Origin of the sequence: Streptomyces sclerotialus (genome assembly GCF_040907265.1) — a bacterium.
GTDB lineage: Bacteria > Actinomycetota > Actinomycetes > Streptomycetales > Streptomycetaceae > Streptomyces > Streptomyces sclerotialus.
This window is the reverse complement of record NZ_JBFOHP010000002.1, coordinates 2,992,717-3,015,719: the sequence shown is the minus strand read 5'-3', so window position 1 is coordinate 3,015,719 and position 23,003 is coordinate 2,992,717. Positions and strand designations below refer to the sequence as shown.

The following is a 23,003-nucleotide window of genomic DNA, read 5'->3' as shown; positions in this document are numbered from 1 at the left end:
CGCCGCGATGCCTGTCGAGACGGTCTTCCCGCGCCTGGAAGCGCTTCTCCCGCACGTCCAGAAGCCCATCCAGTACGTCGGTGGAGAGCTCAACTCCACCGTCAAGGACTGGGACGCGTGCGACGTGCGCTGGGCGCTCATGTACCCCGACGCGTACGAGGTCGGACTGCCCAACCAGGGCGTCCAGATCCTGTACGAGGTCCTGAACGAGCGCGACGGCGTGCTCGCCGAGCGCACCTACAGCGTCTGGCCCGACCTCGAAGCGCTGATGCGCGAGCACGGCGTGCCGCAGTTCACGGTCGACGCGCACCGCCCCGTCGGCGCCTTCGACGTGCTCGGCGTCTCCTTCTCCACCGAGCTGGGCTACACCAACCTGCTCACCGCGCTGGACCTGGCGAACATCCCCATGTACGCCAAGGACCGTACGGAGGACCACCCGCTGATCCTCGCGGGCGGCCACGCCGCCTTCAATCCCGAGCCGATCGCGGACTTCCTGGACTGCGCGGTGGTCGGCGACGGCGAGCAGGCCGTCCTGGAGATCACCGAGATCATCCGGGCGTGGAAGAACGAGGGCCGCCCCGGCGACCGCGACGAGCTGCTGTTCCGCCTGGCGAAGACCGGCAGCGTCTACGTCCCCAAGTTCTACGACGTGGAGTACCTCGCCGACGGCCGCATCAGCCGCGTCGTGCCGAACCGCTCCGGCGTCCCGTGGCGCGTGTCCAAGCACACCGTCATGGACCTCGACGAGTGGCCCTACCCCAAGCAGCCGCTCGTCCCCCTGGCCGAGACCGTCCATGAGCGGATGTCGGTCGAGATCTTCCGTGGCTGCACCCGCGGCTGCCGTTTCTGCCAGGCCGGCATGATCACGCGCCCCGTGCGGGAGCGAAGCATCACCGGCATCGGCGACATGGTGGACAAGGGCCTGAAGGCCACGGGATTCGAGGAGGTCGGCCTGCTGTCGCTGTCCTCCGCGGACCACACCGAGATCGGCGACATCGCGAAGGGCCTCGCCGACCGGTACGAGGAGGACAAGATCGGCTTGTCCCTCCCCTCCACCCGGGTCGACGCCTTCAACATCGACCTGGCCAACGAGCTGACCCGTAACGGCCGCCGCTCGGGTCTGACGTTCGCGCCCGAGGGCGGCAGCGAGCGCATCCGCAAGGTCATCAACAAGATGGTCTCGGAGGAGGACCTGATCCGTACGGTCGCCACGGCCTACGGCAACGGCTGGCGGCAGGTGAAGCTGTACTTCATGTGCGGCCTGCCGACCGAGACCGACGAGGACGTGCTGCAGATCGGCGACATGGCGGTCAACGTCATCGCCAAGGGCCGCGAGGTCTCCGGCCAGAACGACATCCGCTGCACGGTCTCCATCGGCGGTTTCGTGCCCAAGCCGCACACCCCGTTCCAGTGGGCGCCGCAGCTCTCCGCGGAGGAGACGGACGCCCGTCTCGAAAAGCTCCGCGACAAGATCCGCGGCGACAAGAAGTACGGCCGCTCGATCGGCTTCCGCTACCACGACGGCAAGCCCGGCATCGTCGAGGGCCTGCTCTCGCGCGGTGACCGCCGCGTCGGCGCCGTGATCCGCGCGGTCTACGAGGACGGCGGCCGCTTCGACGGCTGGCGCGAGCACTTCTCCTACGACCGCTGGATGCAGGCCGCGGAGAAGACCCTCCCGGACTACGGCGTGGACGTCGCCTGGTACACCACCCGCGAGCGGACCTACGAAGAGGTCCTCCCCTGGGACCACCTGGACTCCGGCCTGGACAAGGACTGGCTCTGGGAGGACTGGCAGGACGCCCTCGACGAGACCGAGGTCGAGGACTGCCGCTGGACCCCGTGCTTCGACTGCGGGGTGTGCCCGCAGATGGACACCGAGATCCAGATCGGCCCCACGGGGAAGAAGCTGCTCCCCCTGTCCGTCGTGAAGTGATCCTCGTGAAGTGGTCCGTCGTGAAGTGACCTGAGCGGTACGCCCCTTCGGCCCGGTCTCCGTAATGCGGTGGCCGGGCCGACGGGTGTCGCCGCACACTGATGCGATGCCACAGCTCATCGCACCCACGATCCGCGTCCAGGCGTCGTTCCTGGAGGCGATGGCGGAGCTCCGGGCGGAGGGGCAGGGCGGGCCCGATGACGACACGGGGGTCGGCCGGGAGATACGGCGCTTCACCGGCGAGTGGGAGGACCCGGCCGGCTTCTCCCGCTACACCGACTGGCTCCGGTCGATGACCCGCGACGAGGTCGCGCGTCCGCTGGGCCTCGTCCCCTGCACCACCCTCTGGTACGTCGACGGCGACACCTTCCTGGGCCGCCTCGGCCTGCGCCACGAGCTGGACGACTTCCTGCTGGAGCTCGGCGGTCACATCGGCTACTACGTCCGCCCCACGGCGCGCCGCCGCGGTCACGCCACCGCGATGCTGCGCGCCGCCCTGCCGGCGGCCCACGGATTGGGCATCCGGTCCGCGCTGATCACGTGTGACACCACCAACACCGCGTCGCGTAAGGTCATCGAGGCCTGCGGCGGGATCTTCGAGGACGAGCGCGGCGGAAAGCTGCGGTACTGGGTGCCGACGCGGGCGGAGCACGTGATCGACCGAACATAGCGGTACCGGGGGAATCAGCGCATGGCGTACAGCCAGAGCCACAGCTACGGCCACAGTCACGGTCAGCAGCACGGGACCAAGAAGCCGGAGCCGGGCGGCGGCTGCTGCCTCGCCCAGCTGATCAAGATTCCGGTACTGATCGTCGTCGTGCCGCTGCGGCTCCTCTGGGACGCGCTGTGCTGGACATGCCGCCACGTCCTCGCGCCGGTCGGGCGCTGGGTGTACCGGTGGCTCCTCGCTCCCGTCGGGCGTGCCCTCACCTGGCTGGTCAACTACCTGATCGTGGTCCCGCTGACCTTCCTGATCCGGTACCTGATCGTGGTCCCGGCGATGTGGATCCATCGCTGGATCCTGACGCCGACCGGCCGCGGGCTGGCCTGGCTGGCGTACTACCTCTTCGTGGTCCCGCTCCGCTGGTGCTACCGGTGGATCCTCACGCCGATCGGGCACGCGCTCGGCCGGCTCGCGCACTACCTGCTCGTCGTCCCGGCCACGGCCGTGTGGGAGTACCTGCTGTGGCCGGTCCTGCGGGCGGTCGGCGCGGCGGTCGCGTGGGCCTGGCGGATCGCCGGGTACGTTTCCCGGGCCGTCGGCCGGGGCATCGCCGCCCTGTGGCGGTGGCTGGTCGTCGCGCCGCTGCGCTGGATGTACCGCTGGATCCTCACCCCTGTGGGGCATGCGATCCGGGCGGTCCTCCGGCGGCCGGTGAGGGCCGCGCTGTCCGCGGCGCGCACCGCCGCCCGTGAGGTGCGGCGCGCGCTCTTCGGGTGACGGGGCGCACCCCGGCGGGAACCGGCGGCCCGGCAGGCACGTACTCTAGGTAGCAGTACGACCGCACTCACGAAGGACTGACGACACTGGGCAAGCGACAGCCCGAAGGCCCGCCGCCCGCACCGGCGGTGCAGCGCATCCGACTGCGCTACACCAAGCGCGGCCGCCTCCGGTTCACCAGCCACCGTGACTTCCAGCGCGCTTTCGAGCGGGCGCTGCGCCGTGCCGAGGTGCCCATGGCGTATTCGGCGGGCTTCACCCCGCACCCCAAGGTGTCGTACGCGAACGCCGCGCCGACGGGCACCGGCAGCGAGGGCGAGTACCTGGAGATCGCGCTCACCGAGCGGCGTGACCCGGCGGTGCTGCGCGCGCTGCTGGACGAGTCGCTGCCGGACGGCCTCGACGTGATCGACGCCGTCGAGGCGCACACCTCCGGGCTCGCCGACCGGCTGCAGGCCTCCGTGTGGGAGCTGCGCCTGGACGGCGTGTCCGTCGCGGACGCCGAGCGCGCGGTCGAGGCGTTCCTCGCGGCGGAGGAAGTGCCGGTCGAGCGCCAGACGAAGAAGGGCATCCGCACCTTCGACGCACGTGCGGCGGTCGCGGATCTGCGGGCCACGGCGTGCGAGGCCGATAGGCCGGGCGCTGGTGCCTGTGCGATACTGCGGCTGGTTGTTCGGCATCTGACACCTGCCGTACGACCCGACGACGTCCTGTCCGGCCTCCGAGCTACGGCCGACCTGGCGCCGCCGGTCCCCGCAGCGGTGACCAGGCTGGCGCAGGGGCTGCTCGATGAGGAGACCGGCGCGGTGACCGACCCGCTCGCGCCCGACCGCGACGCAGCAGCCACGGCCGCCCCACCCACGGCCGCCGGGCTGACCGCCGCGACGCAGGCGCCGCCCGCAGGCGGTGGAGCGGCGGACGGCGCAGCGTAGGACCGCCGTCGTCGCGTCGCCGATCAGCCAGGGAGCCACCCCGGTCCGGCGAACGAACTGACCAGGAGACTTTCGCCGGTCCCGGACACAAGGGCCCGGCGAGCGAGACTAAAGCTCCCGTGTGGCGCCCGCGCCCCGGACCGCGGCACCGCGCCCTACGCGCGGGCCGTGGCCGGAACCGGACGCGGCGCCCGGGAGCGTGACGGGAGAACCGCCCGCATGCTCGAACCCATTGAGCCCCAGGAATCCTCGGAGCCCGCGCAGAGCCGCTCCGGGAACAGCACCCCGAGCGACACCCTGCCGCCGCGCCGCAGGCGCCGCGCCGCGTCCCGCCCCGCGGGCCCGCCGGTCAAGGAGACCGCCGGCACCGAGGTGACGGCCCCGCAGCCGGCCGACGCGCCGCAGGAGCCCGCCGGGGACGCCGGCACCGTCGTGTCCGGTGACGAGGCCGCGCCCGCGCGCCCCCGCCGCCGCGCCACCCGCCGTGCGTCGGCCCCCGCCGGCGCGCCCCGTGCGACCGCCGCCGAGGCCGCCGAGTCGCCGGCCGAGGACGCCGCGGCGCTCGCCGCTCCGGCCGAGAGCGCCCCGCAGCCCGCGGCCGCCGCGGCCCCCGCCGTCGTCTCCGGTGACGAGGCCGCGCCCGCGCGCCCCCGCCGCCGTGCGACCCGCCGTGCGTCGGCCCCGGCCGGTACGCCGCAGACCGACGAGACCGCCGCGCCGGTGGCCGAGCAGGCCGTCGCCGTGACCCCGGAGCCGGCCGCCGTGGGCGCCGACGACGAGGCGCAGGCCGAGTCCGCCGCCGCTGCCGAGACCGCCGCTGCCGAGTCTGCGGCCGCCGAGTCCGCCGCCGGGTCCCGCCCCGCCCGTACGCGCCGCCGTGCGGCCCGTAAGGCCACCGCGCCCGCCGGCAGCCCGGCCGGCGCCGGGGAGCCGCAGGCCGCCGCGCCCGCACCGGCCGCGCAGGAGACCGCCGAGCAGCCCGCCGAGGCTGCCGAGCAGGCGCCCGCCGAGGAGGCCAGGCCTGCCCGTACGCGCCGCCGCGCCACCCGCCGGGTGTCCGCGCCCGCCGGTGCGCCGCAGCCCGACGAGGCCGCCGCTCCGGTGACCCCGGCCCCGGCCGACGAGCCGGTCGCCGCCGAGGACGAGGACGACGAGCAGACCGCTGCCGCCGCCGAGGCCGCGGCGGAGGAGGCGCGTGCCGAGGAGGCCGCTGCCGTGTCCGCCGAGGCCGAGCCGCAGCCCGCCAGGCCCGCCCGTACCCGCCGCCGCGTCACCCGCAAGGCCACCGCTCCCGAGGGCGCGCCCGCCGAGCCGGCCGCCGCCACTCAGGCGCCCGTCGCCGAGCACACCGAGGAGCAGCCGGTGGCCGCCGCGGCGAATGCCCTGGCCGCCGAGGACGCCCCGCCGGCCCCGGACGCCGCGGCCGCCCCGCGCCGCCGTACGCGCCGCCGTGCCGAGCGCCCCGCCGAGAGCCCGCAGGCCGAGGCCGCGCAGCAGCCCGCCGAGCAGGCCGTACAGGAGGCGCCCGCCGCCCCCGCGCCCGCCGCCGGGCAGGCCGAGGACGCGTCCGGTGAGGCGCCGCGCCGCCGTACCCGCCGGCGCGCCGAGCGCCCGGCAGCGCCTGCCTTCGCGCAGCCCGCGCAGGACCGTGCCGCCGCCGACGAGGACGCGGCCGAGGAGCCCCAGGGTCGCGGCCGCCGCCGTGCGGCCCAGGCGCCGAGCGCCGTCTTCCAGGCCCCGGTCTTCACCGAGCCGATGTTCCAGACCCCGGAGACCGCCGCCGCGGCCGCCGCGGCCGCCGTCGTGGAGGAGCCCGAGGAGGAGGCCGCCGCCGAGCGCCCGGCGCGCCGTCGCCGTCGCCGTGGTGGCGCGGACGGCACCGAGCAGCAGCCGGCCGCCCCCGTCGAGGAGGAGACCACCGAGGCCGAGGCCGAGGAGGAGTCCGAGACGGAGGCCGCGCAGGGTGACGACGAGCAGGGCGACCGTCCCTCGCGCCGTCGCCGTCGCGGTGGCCGTCGCCGTCGCCGCGGTGACGCCGCGGACGCCGAGGGCAGCGAGGAGTCCGGCGAGTCCGCCGAGGCCGGTGCCGAGGGCGCCGACGAGCAGTCCGCCGACGAGGAGCCCGAGGCGGACGAGCCGGAGCCGGCCAAGGAGGGCGCCGAGGAGCAGCCGGCCGGCGGTTCCAGCAGCAGCCGTCGCCGCCGCCGTCGCCGCCGTCGCAGCGGTGACGCCGCCGAGTCCGCAGCGAACGGCGACGACCCGGAGCGTACGGTCGTCAAGGTCCGTGAGCCCCGCAAGAAGGAGGAGGCGTCCGACGAGGTCCAGTCCATCAAGGGCTCGACCCGCCTGGAGGCCAAGAAGCAGCGCCGTCGTGAGGGCCGCGAGCAGGGCCGCCGCCGGGTGCCGATCATCACCGAGGCGGAGTTCCTGGCGCGCCGCGAGGCCGTCAACCGCGAGATGATCGTCCGCCAGAACGGCGACCGGACCCAGATCGGCGTTCTCGAGGACAACGTGCTCGTCGAGCACTACGTCAACAAGGAGCAGTCGACCTCGTACGTCGGCAACGTGTACCTGGGCAAGGTGCAGAACGTCCTGCCGTCGATGGAGGCCGCCTTCGTCGACATCGGCAAGGGCCGCAACGCCGTCCTGTACGCCGGTGAGGTCAACTTCGAGGCGCTCGGCATGGGCAACGGCCCGCGCCGCATCGAGACCGCCCTGAAGTCCGGCCAGTCGGTGCTGGTCCAGGTCACGAAGGACCCGATCGGTCACAAGGGCGCCCGGCTGACCAGCCAGGTCTCGCTGCCCGGCCGGTACCTGGTCTACGTGCCCGAGGGCTCGATGACCGGCATCAGCCGCAAGCTCCCCGACACCGAGCGGGCGCGCCTGAAGCAGATCCTCAAGAAGATCGTCCCCGAGGACGCGGGCGTCATCGTCCGTACGGCCGCGGAGGGCGCCAGCGAGGACGAGCTGCGCCGTGACGTGGAGCGTCTCCAGGCGCAGTGGGAGGAGATCCAGAAGAAGGCGAAGAGCGGCAACGCCCCGAGCCTGCTGTACGGCGAGCCGGACATGACCGTCCGGGTCGTGCGCGACATCTTCAACGAGGACTTCTCCAAGGTCATCGTCAGCGGTGACGAGGCCTGGGAGACCATCCACGGCTACGTCTCGCACGTCGCCCCGGACCTCTCCGACCGCCTGCAGAAGTGGACCTCGGACGTCGACGTCTTCGCGACGTACCGGATCGACGAGCAGCTGATGAAGGCGCTGGACCGCAAGGTCTGGCTGCCGTCCGGCGGCTCGCTGGTGATCGACAAGACCGAGGCCATGGTCGTGATCGATGTCAACACCGGCAAGTTCACCGGCCAGGGCGGCAACCTGGAAGAGACCGTCACCAGAAACAACCTGGAGGCGGCCGAGGAGATCGTCCGCCAGCTGCGCCTGCGGGACCTCGGCGGCATCGTCGTCATCGACTTCATCGACATGGTGCTGGAGTCCAACCGGGACCTGGTGCTGCGGCGGATGCTGGAGTGCCTGGGCCGGGACCGTACGAAGCACCAGGTCGCCGAGGTCACCTCGCTGGGCCTGGTCCAGATGACCCGTAAGCGGGTCGGCCAGGGCCTGCTGGAGTCCTTCTCCGAGCCCTGCGTGCACTGCAACGGCCGTGGCGTCCTCGTCCACATGGACCAGGCGACCAGCTCCGGCGGTGGCGGCAAGCGCAAGAAGAAGGGCAAGGGCGGCAACGGCGACAAGCACGACCACCAGCAGGACCACCAGCAGGAGAAGGCCGCCGAGGCGGCCGTTCCGGCGGAGGCGCTGGAGCCCGCGCCCGTCACGGAGGCGGAGCTGACCCCTGCGGTCGCCGACTCCGACGAGTGGTTCTCCAGCCCGGCCGAGGCCGAGGCGGCCGCCGAGCGGGGCCGCGGCCGGGGCCGTCGCCGGGCGAGCCGGAAGGTGTCCGCTCCGGCGGGTTCCCCGAAGGCCGCCGACGAGGGTGCCTCGATCGTGGTACCGGCCGACGCGACGGCCGCCGAGCCGGCTGCCGAGGCCGCCCCGGAGGCTGCCGCGGAGAGCGCCGAGCAGGCCGCTGCGGGTACGGAGCAGGCTCCGGCCGCTGCCGCCGCCGAGGCCGCCCCCGCGCAGGCCGAGGAGCCGGCTGCCGAGCAGCCCGCCGCCGAGCCCGAGCCGCAGCCCGCCGCCCGTCCGGCCCGTGCCCGCCGCCGGGTGACCCGTGCGGTGTCGGCCCCGGCCGGTGCCGGGGCGGAGCCCGAGGCCGCCGCTCCGGCGGCGGAGGGCCCCGCGGTGGCCGAGGCCCCGGCGGAGGCCCCCGCGGCTGACGCCGAGGCCGGTGCGCCCGAGGCCGCGGCTGCCGAGCCGGAGGCCGCCGAGGAGTCGGCCCCCGCCAAGAAGACCGCCGCGAAGAAGACGGCGGCCAAGAAGGCCACGGCGAAGAAGGCGACGGCCAAGAAGGCCGCCGCCAAGAAGACCACGGCCAAGAAGACGGCGGCCAAGAAGACCGCCACGAAGGCCACGAAGGCTGCGAAGGCCGCGGAATCCGAGGAGAAGTCCGAGGAGAAGACCGCCGAGAAGGCCCCCGCCAAGAAGACCGCCGCGAAGAAGACCGCGGCGAAGAAGACGGCGGCCAAGAAGGCGACGGCGAAGAAGACGGCGGCCAAGAAGACCGCGGCCGCCGAGCAGCCCGCGCCCTCGTCGGTGTCGGCTCCCGCGGAGGACTGACGCGGTACCGGGCCCCGGGGTGCACACCGCCCCGGGGCCCGGTTTGACCCCCTGGTCAAGGCCCCGTAACCTTGACCGTCGGCGTCTGTATGACGCCACACCACCTGAGCAAACACCTCCCGGTTCCATCGGGGGAGGCCGCTCGTCCAATGCGGATCGCGCCCCTCGCGGGCGCAGCGCGTCGGATAGCCGGGCCCGCAGGGCCCCGGGGCGGCTGGCATCAGTGGTCCCGTTTCTAGCGAGAGAGAGTTCCGCGTGTACGCGATCGTGCGCACCGGCGGCCGTCAGCAGAAGGTTGCTGTCGGTGACGTCATCGAGGTTGACCGCATTTCCACCAGCAAGGTCGGCGACTCCGTCGAGCTCTCGACGCTGCTGGTCGTCGACGGTGAGTCCGTCACGAGCGACCCGTGGGTGCTCGCCGGCGTGAAGGTCCAGGCCGAGGTCGTGGACCACCACAAGGGCGACAAGATCCGCATCCAGAAGTACAAGAACAAGACCGGTTACAAGAAGCGGATCGGCCACCGTCAGCTGCACACCGCGCTGAAGATCACCGGCATCGACGCTCCGGCGAAGTAAGGGACTGAGGAGACATGGCACACAAGAAGGGCGCATCGTCCACTCGGAACGGTCGCGATTCCAACGCTCAGCGGCTCGGCGTGAAGCGCTTCGGCGGCCAGGCCGTCCTCGCCGGTGAGATCATCGTCCGCCAGCGCGGCACCCACTTCCACCCGGGCACCGGCGTCGGCCGTGGCGGCGACGACACGCTGTTCGCGCTGGAGGCCGGTGCGGTGCAGTTCGGCACCCACCGTGGCCGCAAGGTCGTGAACATCGTTCCGGTCGCCTGAATCCCTTAAGGGCTTCCTGGCACCGTAGAACGGTTCTTTCGCGAGGGCGGACCTCGACTTCCTCCACGGGAAGCGGGTCCGCCCTTCGCGTGTTACCGAAGAAGTCACTGACGAACTGAAAAAGTCACTGACGACCGAAGAGACAACCCGTACGGAGACGCGGCCCGACCGCCGGGCCCGCACGTACGACCCCGTAGTTACTGGAGGCACCCCCCATGACCACCTTCGTGGACCGCGTCGAGCTGCACGTCGCCGCGGGTAACGGAGGCCACGGCTGTGCCTCCGTCTTCCGGGAGAAGTTCAAGCCGCTCGGCGGCCCCGACGGCGGCAACGGCGGCCGCGGCGGCGATGTGATCCTGGTCGTCGACCAGGACGTCACCACCCTCCTGGACTACCACCACCACCCGCACCGCAAGGCCACCAACGGCCAGCCCGGCGCGGGCGACCACCGCTCCGGCAAGAACGGCCAGGACCTGGTCCTGCCGGTCCCGGACGGCACGGTCATCCTCGACAAGAAGGGCAACGTCCTCGCCGACCTGGTCGGCCAGGGCACCACCTTCGTCGCGGGCCAGGGCGGCCGCGGCGGCCTCGGCAACGCGGCGCTGGCCTCCGCCCGCCGCAAGGCGCCCGGCTTCGCGCTGCTCGGCGAGCCCGGCGAGGAGCGGGACATCGTCCTCGAACTGAAGACGGTCGCGGACGTGGCGCTCGTCGGCTACCCGAGCGCCGGCAAGTCCTCCCTCATCTCCGTCCTCTCCGCGGCCCGCCCGAAGATCGCCGACTACCCCTTCACCACCCTGGTCCCCAACCTCGGTGTCGTGACGGCCGGTTCGACGGTCTACACGATCGCGGACGTCCCCGGGCTGATCCCCGGCGCCAGCCAGGGCAAGGGCCTCGGCCTGGAGTTCCTGCGCCACGTCGAGCGCTGCGAGGTGCTCGTCCACGTCCTGGACACCGCCACCCTGGAGTCCGACCGTGACCCGCTCTCCGACCTCGACATCATCGAGGAGGAGCTGCGGCAGTACGGCGGCCTGGAGAACCGGCCCCGCGTGGTCGTCCTCAACAAGATCGACATCCCGGACGGCCAGGAGCTGGCGGAGATGATCCGCCCCGACCTGGAGTCCCGCGGCTACCGCATCTTCGAGGTCTCGGCCGTCGCCCGTACGGGCCTCAAGGAGCTGAGCTACGCCCTCGCCGACATCGTCGCGCAGGCCCGTGCCGCCAAGCCGGTCCAGGAGGCGACCCGCGTCGTCATCCGCCCCAAGGCCGTGAACGACGCGGGCTTCACGGTCAAGCCCGAGGGCGAGGGCCTGTTCCGCGTCCGCGGCGACAAGCCGGAGCGCTGGGTCCGCCAGACCGACTTCAACAACGACGAGGCCGTGGGCTACCTCGCCGACCGCCTCAACCGCCTCGGCGTCGAGGAGGAGCTGCTCAAGGCCGGTGCGCGCCCCGGTGACGGCGTGGCGATCGGTCCTGAGGACAACGCGGTCGTCTTCGACTGGGAGCCGACGATGATGGCCGGTGCCGAGATGCTCGGCCGCCGCGGCGAGGACCACCGCCTGGAGGCCCCCCGCCCGGCCGCCCAGCGCCGCCGCGACCGCCAGGCGGAGCGCGACGAGGCGGAGGCGGAGTACGACGGCTTCGACCCGCTGGGCTGACCGGACGACGCGCCGACCGATATCGGTACCGGTACCGGTACGTACGGTCAGGAACGGGGCCCGGTGCACACGCACCGGGCCCCGGCCCTTTGCGGCACGGGTTCGGGGCCTGCTGCCCCCTGCGCACGAATTCGGGCCTGCGGTCCGGCCCCGGGCGAAGGGGGCCGGCCCACCGGGTTAAGGTGCAACGCCTGCCCGATTCCGCACCTCTGGGAGCGTTTCACCGTGCCTGCGCGCACCGTCCTGATACTTCAGCACATCGACGTCGAGAAGCCCGGCATGATCCTGGACGCGCTGGAGGGCAGCGGCCTCGACATCGTCGTCCGGAACCTGATCGACACTCCCGGCGCCACGGCGGGCGATCTGCCGCCGGTGTCCGGCCTGGCGGGCCTGGTCGTCATGGGCGGCCCCATGAACGCCGACGACCTGACCGGCCACCCCGCGCTGAAGCTCGAACGGGACCTGCTGGCCGAGGCGTTGCGGGCGCAGGTCCCGACGCTGGGCGTGTGCCTGGGCGCCCAGCTCCTCGCCCGCGCCCAGGGCCTTACCGTGCGGCCCGGCACCGAGCCCGGCCTGCCGCCCGAGATCGGCTGGGCCCCGCTGCACGACGTGGACCGCACCGACCCCGTCGTCGGCCCCCTCGCCGACGCCCCCGGCGTGCTCCACTGGCACGGGGACCGCATCGTCCCGGACGACGACACCCGGGTCCTGGCCCGTACGAGCACCACCGAGTGCCAGGCCTTCCGCGTGGGCCCGGCCGCGTGGGGGCTCCAGTTCCACCTGGAGGTCACCCCGGCCCTGCTGGACGACTGGCTCGCCGAACCGTCCTTCGCCGCCGAGGCCGTGGCGGCGCACGGCCCGGACGCGACGGCCGCCCTGCGTGCCGACGCCCGGACCGTCGCGCCGGCCCTGCGCCCCTTGGCCGAGCGAAGCCTGGCCCACTTCCGCACGCTGATCCTCGAACGCGCCGCGCGCTGACGGCCTTGTGCGGCCTCAGGCCCGCAGCTCGCACCAGACGGTCTTCCCGCCGGTGCGCTGCGGGCCGTCGCCGTCCGGCGCCACGCCCCACTTGTCCGTGACCGCCGCGACGACGGCCAGCCCCCGGCCGCCCTCCTCCCACGGGCCGGCGTCCCCTACGCGGGGGAGCGCGGGGTGCTCGTCGTGCACGCCGATCACCACTCCCTCCCCGCCGCCCTCGTGCCGTCGCACGGTCACGGTGCACCGCCGGTCCGGCACGTGCCGGTACACGTTGACCAGCAACTCGGTCACGGCCAGCTCAGCGGCGTCGACGAGCCGCCCCAGCCCCCAGAGCCGCAGCAGCGCCCGTACGACCCGCCGCACGTGCCGGGGGCTGTGGGAGCCGACGCGCAGGGAGATCCGGTACTCCCGCGTCGGGAAGGTGCAGGTACCGATGGTGTCGATGCCGGTGTCGGAAGTGTCGTTCACGGGACAATCCTGCGCAGGCTCGATTACGCTCTGCTACTGCGTGAAAGCAACTCTCCGTCGGGTGGCGCAGGTCGAGCGAGGGAGCTCCCATGGCCAACATCAAGTGTCTCGACCCAGGGGCCTCCCCGCTCCATTTCTTCGGCGCTGAGGTGAGACGCCTGCGGGAGCAGGCCGGGCTGACGCTGGCGCAGCTGGGGGAGATCGTCTACCTGACCGGCTCGATGATCGGCCAGATCGAAACGGCGGCGAAGACCCCGAAGGACGAACACATTCCGCGCATTGACACCGCGCTGGGCGCGGACGGCGCGCTGGTCCGCCTGTGGGAGATGGCGAAGCGGCAGCGTCTGCCGTCGTGGTACCAGCGCATTGCGCATCTGGAGGCGACGGCCTCGGAGATCCGGGTGTTCCAGGCCCAGTTGGTGCACGGCCTGCTGCAGACGCCGCACTACGCGCGTGCCGTACTCCGTGTGAGCGCGCACGACGACCTCGACGCCGCCGTGGAGGCCCGTATGGATCGGCAGTGCATCCTGTGGCGCGACGAGCCCCCGTTCCTGTGGGTGGTGCTGGACGAGGCCGCCCTCTACCGGGAGGTCGGTGGCCCGCAGGTCATGGCAGGTCAACTGGCCCATTTGTTGGACTTCCAGGGCACGTCCAATGTGGACATCCAGGTGCTCCCCTTCAGGGCCGGGGCGCATGCGGGGATGAAGGGGTCGTTCATCCTCTACTCCTTCGACGACCAGTCGGACGTGGCGTACATGGAGGGCTACGAGGAGGCGTGGGCAACGGTCAACCGCAAGGACGTCAAGGAGCGTTCACGTCGTTACGATCGCTTGAGGGCATCCGCGCTGTCCCCGATGGACTCAGCGGAGCTGATCGCCCGAGTGATGGAGGAGCGCTATGAGCACGTCCCTGATCCTCGCCGAGGCCCGATGGCGTAAGTCGAGCTACAGCGGAGACGACGGCGGCGATTGCGTCGAGATCGCTGAGCTCCCCGCCCTCGTCGCCATCCGGGACTCCAAGGACCCCGACCGCCCCGCGGTCACCGTGTCGCCCGGCGCGTTCGCCGACTTCCTCGCCTACGTCCGATGACGTAGGGGATACCGCTCAGGCCGCCAACTGGCCATACTCCTCGTGGGGTTGACTCACGGGGGTGGTGGGGTTGGCGGGGCTGCGGAGTGCGGAGGACGTGCTGGGGGCCGCGCTGCTGCGCGTCAGGGCGCCGGGGCCGGACGGGGACATCGCGGGGGCGGGGTTCCTCATCGCGCCCGACCTGGCCGTGACCTGCGCGCACGTCGTCTCCGACGCGCTGGGCACCGCACACCGCGAGCCGTTGCCCGCGGGTGCACACGTACGTGTCGACCTGCCGCTGAACGGCGGCGGCAGCGCGGTCGCGGACGTCGCGCACTGGCTGCCGTACGGGGACGACGGGAGCGGCGACATCGCCGTGCTCAAGATGCGCACCCCGATCGCGGGCGCCCGCCCGCTGCGCATGGCGGAGGCCGCGAGCGTGTGGGAGCACGCCGTGCGCGTCGCCGGTTTCCCCGCCGCCAGCCCCGGAGGGGTCTGGCACGTGGGGCGGCTGCGGGCCGGTACCGCCGAGGGGTGGGTGCAGTTCTCGCAGGGGGACGCCCACGGCACCCCGGTGGAGCGGGGCTTCAGCGGCGCGCCCGTATGGGACGAGGAGCTGGGTGCCGTCGTCGGCATGGTGGCGCGGTCGCAGCTCTCCGGGCCGCGGCAGAGCTTCCTCATCCCCACCCGGTCGCTCGTGGACGCCGTACCCGCGCTCGCTCCCGTCTTGCGGCCCGCGTCCCCGTTCCGGGGGCTCGCGGCCTTCCAGGAGGCGGACGCGGAGGTGTTCTTCGGGCGCGACGAGGAGGCGGACCGGGTCGCGGAGCTGGTCGGGGCCCACCCGTGCGTGACCATGGTGGGGCCGTCCGGCTGCGGCAAGTCCTCGCTCGCGCTGGCCGGTGTCGTACCGCGGCTGCGCGCGGAGGGCTTCGCCGTCGTGGTGGTGCGGCCGGCCGCCGGGCGGTCCCTGCTCACCACGCTCGCCTCTGAGCTGGCCGCCCTGCTGCGGCCGGAGCTGCGCGGTGCCGAACGCGTCGCCCAGGCCCGCGCGCTCGCGCCGCTGCTGGCCGACGGCGGGCTGCCGGAGACCGTCCGGCTGGTGCTGGCGGAGACCGGCGCGCGGCGGCTGCTGATCGTGGTGGACCAGGGCGAGGAGCTGTTCGCGGGCGCCGGGGACCGGGAGGCGGACACCGCGGCCCCCGTCCTCTTCCCCGCCGACCCTCCGGAGGAGTTACGCGTCCTGGTCACCCTGCGGGCCGACTACCTGGAGGCGGCGCTCGCCCATCCGGGTACCGGGCCCGCGCTGAGCCGTACGGTCCACGCGCTCGCGCCGATGACCCGTGAGCAGCTCCGCGCGGTGATCGTGCGGCCGGTCGAGACCGTCGCGGGGATGGCCTACGACCCGGGGCTCGTCGACACCATGCTGGACGACGCGGGCGGCGAGCCGGGCGCGCTCCCGCTGCTGGGCTTCGTCCTGGACCGGCTCTGGCGCGCGCAGGAACGCGGGCAGCTGCGCTTCGACGCGTACCGCGCGCTCGGCGGCGTGCAGGGCGCGCTGGGGCAGCAGGCCGAGGGCATCTGGCGGGAGTGCGTGCCGGAGGCGGACGAGGACGTGGCGCTCCGGCTGCTGACCGGGCTGGTGCGGGTGCGGCCCGGCGGTGAGGGCGGTCCGCTGCGCAACGTCCTGACGCGGGCGGAGGCGGGCGAGGAGCGGTGGCGGATCGCCCGCGCGCTCGCGGCGCGGCGGCTGCTCGTCCTCGGGACCGACAGCGAACGCCGGGAGACCGTCGAGCTCGCGCACGAGGCGCTGATCGGTGCCTGGCCGCGGCTGGCGGAGCGGGTACGGGCGGACGGCGCTTTCCTGCTCTGGCGCACGGGGCTCCGCCGGGACCTGGAGCGCTGGCAGGCGGCGGGGGAGCCGGCCGACCGGCTGCCGGGCGCGGACGAACTGCGGGCGGCGCAGCCGTGGCTGACGGACCGCCGCGCCGAGCTGAGCGCGGCGGAGCTGGACTACCTGGAGCGCGGGCTGCGCCACCGGCGCGCCCGCAAGCTGCGAAGACGTACTGCCTGGATCGCCGGGGGACTGGTGCTCGCGCTGATCGTGACGCTGGGCACGTTCCTCGTCGTGCAGTCGGACTTGAAGGCCGAGGCGGACCGGCAGTCCCGGTCCCGGGAGCTGGCGGGCCTCTCGGTGGAGCTGCGCGAACAGGACCCGGGGCTGGCTGCCATGGTGGCGATGGCCGCGTACCGGACGTCGCCGACGCGCGAGGCCCGCAACGAACTGATGCGCCGGTACGACGAGATGCACGGCATCACCTGGCAGCTGTCCGGCACGCAGGGGAGCATCGACGCGCTGGCGCTCAGCGCGGACGGCGGAGTGGTCCTGGTGACCACCGAGCTGGGGCGGGCGACGCTCTTCCTCCGGGGCGGCGGCGAACGGACCCGGCGCGTCCACCTCCCCGTCACCAGGAACATCATCTACCCGATGGTCAGCGCGGACGGGAAGCGCATCGCCTACCTGATCCGCGGCGGCTCACTGGTCTGGCACGACGTACGGCCGCACACCGACGGCCTGATCGGCCCGGCCCACACGCTGCGCGGCGACGAGGACGACCCGGACGTCAAGGGCACGACGACGAATCCGAAGGGCATCGGCGACCTCTCGCCGGACGGGCGCCGCGCCGTGACCGTGGCACACGGCCGCGTGACGCTGTGGGACCTGGCGGCCGGCGAGCGCCGCCGGCTGCCCGCCACGGCCCCGGACGACCTGAGCCATGTGTGGTTCGGCCCCGACGACCGCACGGTCGTGGCCACGGCCGGGAAGGAGCAGGGACTGGGGCTCGACTCCGACCTGCGGCTGGTGGCCGTGGACACCCGTACGGGCACGTCCCGGAAGCTCGCGGAGGACGTGGCCGACGCGACCGTCTCGGGCGACGGCGGAACCGCCGTGGTCTGCTCGGAGGGTGCGAACATCACCAAGCTCCGGTACCGGTTCGTACGGGTCGCCGACGGCCGGGAGCTGGGCCGTTACGTCCCCGAGAACGGCGCGGGCTGTGACGACTTCGCCGTGGACCGGACCGGCGGCCGGCTGGCCACGGCCGCGACGGGCGAGTGGACCGTGTACGACCGGACGCGCCGCAAGGTGCTCGGGACCACCTCGAGCGGGCAGTACGCCGCGCTGATCGGCCGCCGGCTGCTCGGCGGCGCCGACGCGCCGGTCGTCGCCGTGGCGGACGGCAGGAGCATCACCGCGACGGTGCTGAACACCCGGCGGCAGGAGCGCGCCGAGGACCCGCGGCTCCTCGGGGACGGCACCCGCATGATCATCAGGTCGGGGAAGGGTGCCGAGCGCCGGCTCCGGGTCCTGGGAACGGTGGACAGCCGGAAGATCCTCGCGCAGAGCCCGCCGTACGAGAAGCGCGGGGTCGCCGAGCCACTGGCCGCCGAGGACAGCAGATACCTCCTGGCACCGTCGGTCAACGGCGGCGAGACCCTGGTCGCGGACGTGGCGGCGTACGACACCGTGCTGGTCCACGCGCTGCCGTCGCTGCGCCCGGTGGCCCGGATCAAGCTGCCGCTGTCGCGCCCCAACGACTGGGACGAGCGGGAGATGCCGCAGGTCTTCTTCCTCGGCGCGGACGAGCTGGTGACCCGCACCGACACGGTGGTGATGCGCTGGGACGCCAGGACCGGGCGGCGGCTGTCACGGCTGGACCTGCGCGAATTGAAGCTGACCAAGGACGGCCCGCCGCCCTTCGACTCGCAGAGCTCGCCGCCCAGCGCGGGCTTCGACATCGGCCGCTACCCGCCGGAGGCCGGTCAGGTGCTGGTCAAGGTCGCCGACGAGGGCGCCTTCCACGTGGTCGACCTGCGCCGTGGCCGGGCGGTGAAGAAGATCGGCCTGGGCAGGGACGCCAACGCCGTCTTCCTGGACGACGCCGGTACGCGCGCCGGCGTCCTCACCCAGGGATCGCTGATCGAGCTGTGGGCCGTGTCCGGCGGCCCCCCGAAGCGGATCATGGGCCCGATCGGCCCGGTGAGCGAGCAGGGCACCGGCGGCTTCGACGCGTTCTTCGTCGGCGACAGCCCGCGGCTGTTCCTCGCGGAGGGCTCCTCGGCGCGCATCTACACGGCGGACGGCGCGTACGAGGAAACCTTTGACTTCGGGAGGCCGCAGCACTTCCTGACGGCGACCGACGACGGGAAGGCGCTGCTCCGGCAGGACAACTCGTCCGACGGCGTCGACCTGGTACGGCTCGCCCCGGAGGACTGGCGCCGGGAGCTGTGCCGGGTGCTGGGCCGGCGCACTTTCACGGCGGCGGAGCGGGACGGCATGACGGGCGGCCCGCCGCCGCAGGTCTGCGGCGGTTAGCGCGCACGGGAAAGGCCCCGCGAGGCTTGTCACCTCGCGGGGCCTTCCCGTGTCGTGCGTACGGCGCCGCCGTCAGACCCTGGCGCGCGCCTCCGAGCCGTCGGCCGCGACCGGCGGCTCGCCGGTCTCCGCCGCGTCCGCGGCCTCGGCGGCCTCCGCGGGCTCGGTGGCGGGCTCGACCGGGTCGGCGGACTCGGCCGGGTCCAGCTCCATCTCCTCGGCGGCCTCCTGCGCCTCGTTGGCCTCCGTGCCCTCCTCGCGCTGGCCGGGGACGCCCGCGAGCCGGGCCTCCATCCGGATCCGGCGCTCCTCGGCCTCGGCGCGCAGGGCGAGCGCCGCGGCGTCGAAGCGGGCCAGGGACGGCGGGTCCGACGGGCCGAGCAGGTGCTCCTTGAGCTCCCTGCGGGCCTGTACGAGCGTGTCCCGCTCCGGGTTGCGCACGGTCTCCAGCAGGCCGGCGACGCCGTCCGCCTCGGGCGTGAGGATCGTCGCGGCGCGCACCGTCGGGAAGTTCGTCCGGAACTCGTCCTCGGTCATGCCGGAGGTGTTGGCGACCGCGTACGGCTTCTCGCTGCTGAGGTAGTCCGAGACGACGCTGGAGACGTCGCTGATGAGGACGTCGGCCTGGTTGAAGCAGGCGAAGATCGCCGGACGGGAGGTGGTGATGATCAGGTGCTCCCACTCCGGGAAGGACGCCCAGTAGGCCTCCTCCCAGGCGGCGGTCGCGGCCGCCACGGCGGCGGCGCGGCCCTCCTCGGGGGCGCCCTGGACGAGCATGCGCTCCATCTCGTCGGCGCTGCGGCGGAAGCCGGAGGTGGTCAGCGCGGCCAGGTCGGCGGCGCGGGCCTCCAGCGCGGCGGCGGCCTCCGGGCCGGGGCGGGCGCCCGAACGCTTGGCGTTGGCCTCGGCGATCATCGCCTGGATGCGGCTGTTGGCGGCGCCCGCGCGCGGGTCGACCGAGCCAGTCATCGGGTGCGGCTTGTAGAGCAGGCGCACCTTGGGGTCGGCGAGCAGCTCACGGACGATGTTCTCGCCGGCCAGGATCACCGAGGTGTTGCCGGGGTTGCCGTCCCAGCCCTCCCAGGTGGGGGCGTACAGCACGGTGGTGTACTCGCCCTTGGGCGCGCCCTCGTACGCCTTGATGGGCGCCAGCTGCGGGCGGCCGACCTCGACGACGTCCTTGTCCTCCACGCCGATGTCGGCGAGCTGGTAGCGGTCGCGCGCGGCGGGACCGGCCACCCACACCTCGTCGTACGCCTTGGCGTAGGGGTTGCAGGAGGAGAGCTTGTCGCTCTCGCCGTGGTTGATGAAGGCGTGCTTGATGGAGGGGATGCGCAGGATCTGCGAGGTCTTGCCGGAGTTCGCCGGGTGCAGCAGCACCTTCAGGGCCGAGTGCTCCAGGCGCATCAGGTTGGCGACCTTGGGGATGCAGACGATCGGGATGTCGGTCGCGTCGATCTTCTGCACCATGAAGCGCTCGCGGAGCACGATGATCGGCTTGCCCTCCAGCTCGGCGAGGGTGCTCAGCCACATGTTGGCCTGGTACGCGGAGGTGGTGCCGCCGGAGAAGTACATGCCGACGGTGGGCTGGTACTCGGCGAGCCAGTTGTCCAGCCACTCCAGGGCGCGCTGCTCGTTCACGGCGCGCTTCTTCGGGAGCAGCCAGGTCGCGAGGTAGACGGTGCCGCCGACGGCGAGGACCAGGGAGACGATCACGCCGACGCCGCCCCACAGGGCGTCCCGGGTGATCGCGGTGGCCATCATGCCGAGCGTGGTCGGCACGGAGAAACGCAGCAGGCGGCGGCCGGTCTGGCGGGCGAGGAGCCGCGGCGGGGCCTTGGTCAGGCGCAGCGCGGAGGCGTCGACGTTACGGGTGAGGAACGGCAGCGTGCGGGTGCGGCGGACCATGACGGCGGCCGCCTGGCACGCGAAGTGCGCCACGTAGAAGACGAGCAGGCCGATCGTGAGGGGAGCCTGCTCCTTGAGCGGATTGATGCCTTCGATGTGCAGCAGCCCGACCAGGATCAGCATGTCGCGGATGAGCTGGCGGACGGTGATGTCCAGCCGGATCTTTCCCAGCAGGGAGAGCAGCCCGGGCTGCTTGTGCTGCAGATAGAGGTCGAGGCCGAGGTTCACCACGGACGCGGCGATGAACAACGGCACGACGGGCAGCAGGGCACCGACGAGCTGGGCCACGAACGCGATGAGCATCGCGAACAGGGCCACGAGCTTGAGGGCTCGTCGGTTGGCGAATCCGGCGGAAGGCACGGGCGGGGCTCCTGGCGGCAAGTCGGTCAGGTGGGGGGCCGGTGGGGCGGCCGAGTCCCGGCGATGAGGCGCCGTGGGGGCGGCGCACGGGACAGGTCGACAACCGACCGTATGACTTTGCGTGCCCGGAAGACAATCTGCTGTGGCTCGCATCACCGCGAATCAGGACGATTCGCTCGGAACCAAGTGGCGCCCTTTTCCGTCTTGCGTAGGTTGCCCGTACGCATGATCGCAGGCGTCCGCTGCGTAGTCACGCGCCGTCCGGCAGACGATATGGACAGGCGGCCGCCGGTCCGTCTGCCGTAGATTTCGCCCGTACGGGCGTTCATGTCCGTACGCCATACGGCATCCATATCCGTAGGCCGTACGGCAGCATGCACAGGGCCGAACGGCACGGACACGGCGAGTACAGGGGTAATGGTGACAGGCGCAGGGCAGGCGGCAGGCGCACGGCAGGACGTGACGGAGGCCCGGCGGATCGTGGTGAAGGTCGGCTCGTCCTCGCTGACCACCGCGGCCGGCGGACTGGACGCCGACCGGGTGGACGCGCTCGTCGACGTGCTGGCCAAGCACCAGGACAAGGAGATAGTGCTGGTCTCCTCCGGCGCCATCGCGGCCGGCCTCGCGCCGCTCGGCCTGGAGAAGCGGCCCCGCGACCTGGCCCGGCAGCAGGCCGCCGCCAGCGTCGGCCAGGGCCTGCTGGTCGCCCGGTACACCGCCTCCTTCGCGCGCTACGGCCGCCGCGTCGGGCAGGTCCTGCTGACCTCCGACGACACCAGCCGCCGCACCCACTACCGCAACGCCTACCGCACCCTGGACCAGCTGCTGGCCATGGGCGCCGTACCGATCGTCAACGAGAACGACACGGTCGCCACCGACGAGATCCGCTTCGGCGACAACGACCGGCTCGCGGCCCTCGTCGCCCACCTGGTCCGCGCCGACCTGCTCGTCCTCCTCTCCGACGTCGACGGCCTGTACGACGGCGACCCCTCCACCCCCGGTACGTCACGGATAGCGCAGGTCAGCGGGCCCGAGGACCTCGAAGGCATCTCCATCGGCAGCGCCGGCAAGGCGGGCGTCGGCACCGGCGGCATGGTCACCAAGGTCGAGGCGGCCCGGATCGCCGCGGCCGCCGGCGTCCCGGTCGTCCTCACCTCCGCCGTGCACGCCTCCGAGGCGCTGGCCGGCGGCCCGACCGGCACCCACTTCCTGCGCACCGGCCGCCGCTCCGCCGACCGGCTGCTGTGGCTCGCCCACGCCTCGACCCCGCGTGGCGCGCTGACCTTGGACGACGGGGCCGTGGCGGCGATCGTCGAACGGCACTCCTCGCTGCTGCCGGCCGGCATCGCGGCGGTCGAGGGCAGCTTCAGCGCGGGCGAGCCCGTCGAACTGCGGAACACCGCAGGGGAGCCCGTCGCACGCGGTCTCGTCAATTTCGACGCCCGTGAGATCCCCCGTCTGATCGGCAGGTCCACCCACGACCTCGCACGTGAGCTGGGCCCCGCGTACGAGCGCGAGGTCGTGCACCGTGACGACTTGGTCGTACTGCACCACTGACGGCCGTCACGAGGGGGAAACAGCACTGAGGAGGGGTCGTCCGGGCGGCCGAAAGACCAGCCTTTCAACGGAGAGCTTCTCGAAAACGCCCCCGCGACGGGCCGCGGGCTGGTCAACTTTGTTGCGGGGACGCCGAAGGGGAGCGGCGCTTCCGGCGCAGTACCAGCGCGCTACGCCGATGTGAGACAGCACCGATCGGCTCCGCACGCGCGAGCGGAGCGATACGCATAACAGGAGGCCGCCGGTGAGACGAGGGCGCCCAGGGGCGCTGCCCCGAGGGACGGCGGAGCGGACGCTGACCAGCGTGGGGACCAGCACCCGTCCCGGTGACGAGACCATCGGGACGGAGCGTGACGAACGTGTGCAGCCGGGCGGAAGGCTCAAGGAGGCACCGCTCCCACGGGAGCGGGAGGCCTCCAGACTCTGGCACGTCACCCTCAGCGTCTCCGGTGAGGAAGCACCGCTGAAGGAGGTCCGGCGGGCCCTGGAGCAGCTGGCCCACGACCACCCCTTCCTGCTGACCAGCAGATACGCCAACGATCACGCGGAGATCCGCTACTGGGAGGAGGCCCGGGACCTGCACGACGCCGCGGCGGTCGCCCTGCGGCTGTGGGGCGAGCACCGCTCCTCGGCCAAGCTGCCGCCCTGGGAGATCGTCGGGCTGGAGGTCATCGACCGGGAGACCTACCACCAGCGCATCGCCGAGGGCTACGGCCCACCGCCGGCGTCGCCGGTGGGGGTGCATCCGTACTGAC

General features: G+C 73.0%; 16 protein-coding genes. 14 read left to right on the top strand and 2 right to left on the bottom strand.

Going from position 1 to position 23,003, the window contains the following annotated elements; genetic code table 11:
• Window positions 1–7: 7 nt before the first annotated feature.
• The 9 genes from AAC944_RS13440 to AAC944_RS13400 all read left to right on the top strand — a co-directional run bounded on the left by AAC944_RS13440 (window position 8) and on the right by AAC944_RS13400 (window position 12,515).
• Complete coding sequence (locus AAC944_RS13440; protein ID WP_030614755.1) at window positions 8–1,933, top strand: TIGR03960 family B12-binding radical SAM protein; 1,926 nt, start codon at window positions 8–10, stop codon at window positions 1,931–1,933.
• 106 nt (window positions 1,934–2,039) lie between these two features.
• Window positions 2,040–2,603, top strand: a complete 564-nt coding sequence (locus AAC944_RS13435; RefSeq protein ID WP_030614752.1) for a GNAT family N-acetyltransferase — start codon at window positions 2,040–2,042, stop codon at window positions 2,601–2,603.
• Window positions 2,604–2,624: 21 nt separating this feature from the next.
• Complete coding sequence (locus tag AAC944_RS13430; protein ID WP_051871755.1) at window positions 2,625–3,374, top strand: hypothetical protein; 750 nt, start codon at window positions 2,625–2,627, stop codon at window positions 3,372–3,374.
• A gap of 128 nt (window positions 3,375–3,502) precedes the next feature.
• Complete coding sequence (locus AAC944_RS13425; RefSeq protein WP_030614749.1) at window positions 3,503–4,306, top strand: TIGR03936 family radical SAM-associated protein; 804 nt, start codon at window positions 3,503–3,505, stop codon at window positions 4,304–4,306.
• Between the two features lie 219 nt (window positions 4,307–4,525).
• Window positions 4,526–9,037, top strand: coding sequence for an Rne/Rng family ribonuclease (locus AAC944_RS13420; protein ID WP_030614746.1), 4,512 nt, complete (start codon window positions 4,526–4,528; stop codon window positions 9,035–9,037).
• A gap of 255 nt (window positions 9,038–9,292) precedes the next feature.
• Window positions 9,293–9,613 carry a 50S ribosomal protein L21 gene (gene rplU / locus AAC944_RS13415; protein WP_030249628.1) on the top strand — a complete coding sequence of 107 codons (321 nt, stop codon included), beginning with the start codon at window positions 9,293–9,295 and terminating at the stop codon, window positions 9,611–9,613.
• A gap of 14 nt (window positions 9,614–9,627) precedes the next feature.
• Entirely contained in the window at window positions 9,628–9,882 is a 255-nt protein-coding gene (rpmA, locus tag AAC944_RS13410; RefSeq protein WP_030614741.1) for a 50S ribosomal protein L27, read from the top strand.
• 215 nt (window positions 9,883–10,097) lie between these two features.
• Window positions 10,098–11,537 (top strand): GTPase ObgE, encoded by a 1,440-nt coding sequence (obgE, locus tag AAC944_RS13405; protein ID WP_030614738.1) that lies wholly within the window; start codon window positions 10,098–10,100, stop codon window positions 11,535–11,537.
• Window positions 11,538–11,762: 225 nt separating this feature from the next.
• Window positions 11,763–12,515 carry a type 1 glutamine amidotransferase gene (locus AAC944_RS13400; protein WP_030614735.1) on the top strand — a complete coding sequence of 251 codons (753 nt, stop codon included), beginning with the start codon at window positions 11,763–11,765 and terminating at the stop codon, window positions 12,513–12,515.
• Between the two features lie 15 nt (window positions 12,516–12,530).
• Here AAC944_RS13400 and AAC944_RS13395 read toward each other — a convergent pair whose 3' ends face one another.
• Window positions 12,531–12,983 (bottom strand): ATP-binding protein, encoded by a 453-nt coding sequence (locus AAC944_RS13395; RefSeq protein ID WP_368397176.1) that lies wholly within the window; start codon window positions 12,981–12,983, stop codon window positions 12,531–12,533.
• 89 nt (window positions 12,984–13,072) lie between these two features.
• Here AAC944_RS13395 and AAC944_RS13390 point away from each other — a divergent pair, with 89 nt between their 5' ends.
• The 3 genes from AAC944_RS13390 to AAC944_RS13380 all read left to right on the top strand — a co-directional run bounded on the left by AAC944_RS13390 (window position 13,073) and on the right by AAC944_RS13380 (window position 18,423).
• Window positions 13,073–13,921 carry a helix-turn-helix domain-containing protein gene (locus tag AAC944_RS13390; RefSeq protein WP_030614729.1) on the top strand — a complete coding sequence of 283 codons (849 nt, stop codon included), beginning with the start codon at window positions 13,073–13,075 and terminating at the stop codon, window positions 13,919–13,921.
• On the top strand, window positions 13,881–14,072 hold the full coding sequence (locus tag AAC944_RS13385) for a DUF397 domain-containing protein (RefSeq protein WP_030614726.1): 192 nt from the start codon (window positions 13,881–13,883) through the stop codon (window positions 14,070–14,072). Before AAC944_RS13390 ends, AAC944_RS13385 begins: the two co-directional genes overlap by 41 nt.
• A gap of 61 nt (window positions 14,073–14,133) precedes the next feature.
• Complete coding sequence (locus AAC944_RS13380; protein ID WP_030614723.1) at window positions 14,134–18,423, top strand: nSTAND1 domain-containing NTPase; 4,290 nt, start codon at window positions 14,134–14,136, stop codon at window positions 18,421–18,423.
• Between the two features lie 72 nt (window positions 18,424–18,495).
• Here the strand turns inward: AAC944_RS13380 and AAC944_RS13375 are convergent, their stop codons facing one another.
• On the bottom strand, window positions 18,496–20,691 hold the full coding sequence (locus tag AAC944_RS13375; RefSeq protein WP_368397175.1) for a hypothetical protein: 2,196 nt from the start codon (window positions 20,689–20,691) through the stop codon (window positions 18,496–18,498).
• Window positions 20,692–21,108: 417 nt separating this feature from the next.
• Between AAC944_RS13375 and proB the strand changes: the two genes are divergently transcribed.
• Together proB and AAC944_RS13365 are read left to right on the top strand one after the other, a co-directional pair.
• Window positions 21,109–22,248 (top strand): glutamate 5-kinase, encoded by a 1,140-nt coding sequence (gene proB / locus AAC944_RS13370; RefSeq protein ID WP_438272799.1) that lies wholly within the window; start codon window positions 21,109–21,111, stop codon window positions 22,246–22,248.
• Window positions 22,249–22,492: 244 nt separating this feature from the next.
• Complete coding sequence (locus AAC944_RS13365; protein ID WP_030614713.1) at window positions 22,493–23,002, top strand: DUF8830 family protein; 510 nt, start codon at window positions 22,493–22,495, stop codon at window positions 23,000–23,002.
• Window position 23,003: the final 1 nt, after the last annotated feature.

What these genes read in the sequence shown, in the direction of transcription:
- obgE (WP_030614738.1), top strand. Translation starts at nt 10,098, where the DNA reads ATGACCACCTTCGTGGACCGCGTCGAGCTGCACGTCGCCGCGGGTAAC.
- rpmA (WP_030614741.1), top strand. Translation starts at nt 9,628, where the DNA reads ATGGCACACAAGAAGGGCGCATCGTCCACTCGGAACGGTCGCGATTCC.
- AAC944_RS13385 (WP_030614726.1), top strand. Translation starts at nt 13,881, where the DNA reads ATGAGCACGTCCCTGATCCTCGCCGAGGCCCGATGGCGTAAGTCGAGC.
- AAC944_RS13440 (WP_030614755.1), top strand. Translation starts at nt 8, where the DNA reads ATGCCTGTCGAGACGGTCTTCCCGCGCCTGGAAGCGCTTCTCCCGCAC.
- AAC944_RS13420 (WP_030614746.1), top strand. Translation starts at nt 4,526, where the DNA reads ATGCTCGAACCCATTGAGCCCCAGGAATCCTCGGAGCCCGCGCAGAGC.
- AAC944_RS13430 (WP_051871755.1), top strand. Translation starts at nt 2,625, where the DNA reads ATGGCGTACAGCCAGAGCCACAGCTACGGCCACAGTCACGGTCAGCAG.
- AAC944_RS13435 (WP_030614752.1), top strand. Translation starts at nt 2,040, where the DNA reads ATGCCACAGCTCATCGCACCCACGATCCGCGTCCAGGCGTCGTTCCTG.
- proB (WP_438272799.1), top strand. Translation starts at nt 21,109, where the DNA reads ATGGTGACAGGCGCAGGGCAGGCGGCAGGCGCACGGCAGGACGTGACG.
- AAC944_RS13390 (WP_030614729.1), top strand. Translation starts at nt 13,073, where the DNA reads ATGGCCAACATCAAGTGTCTCGACCCAGGGGCCTCCCCGCTCCATTTC.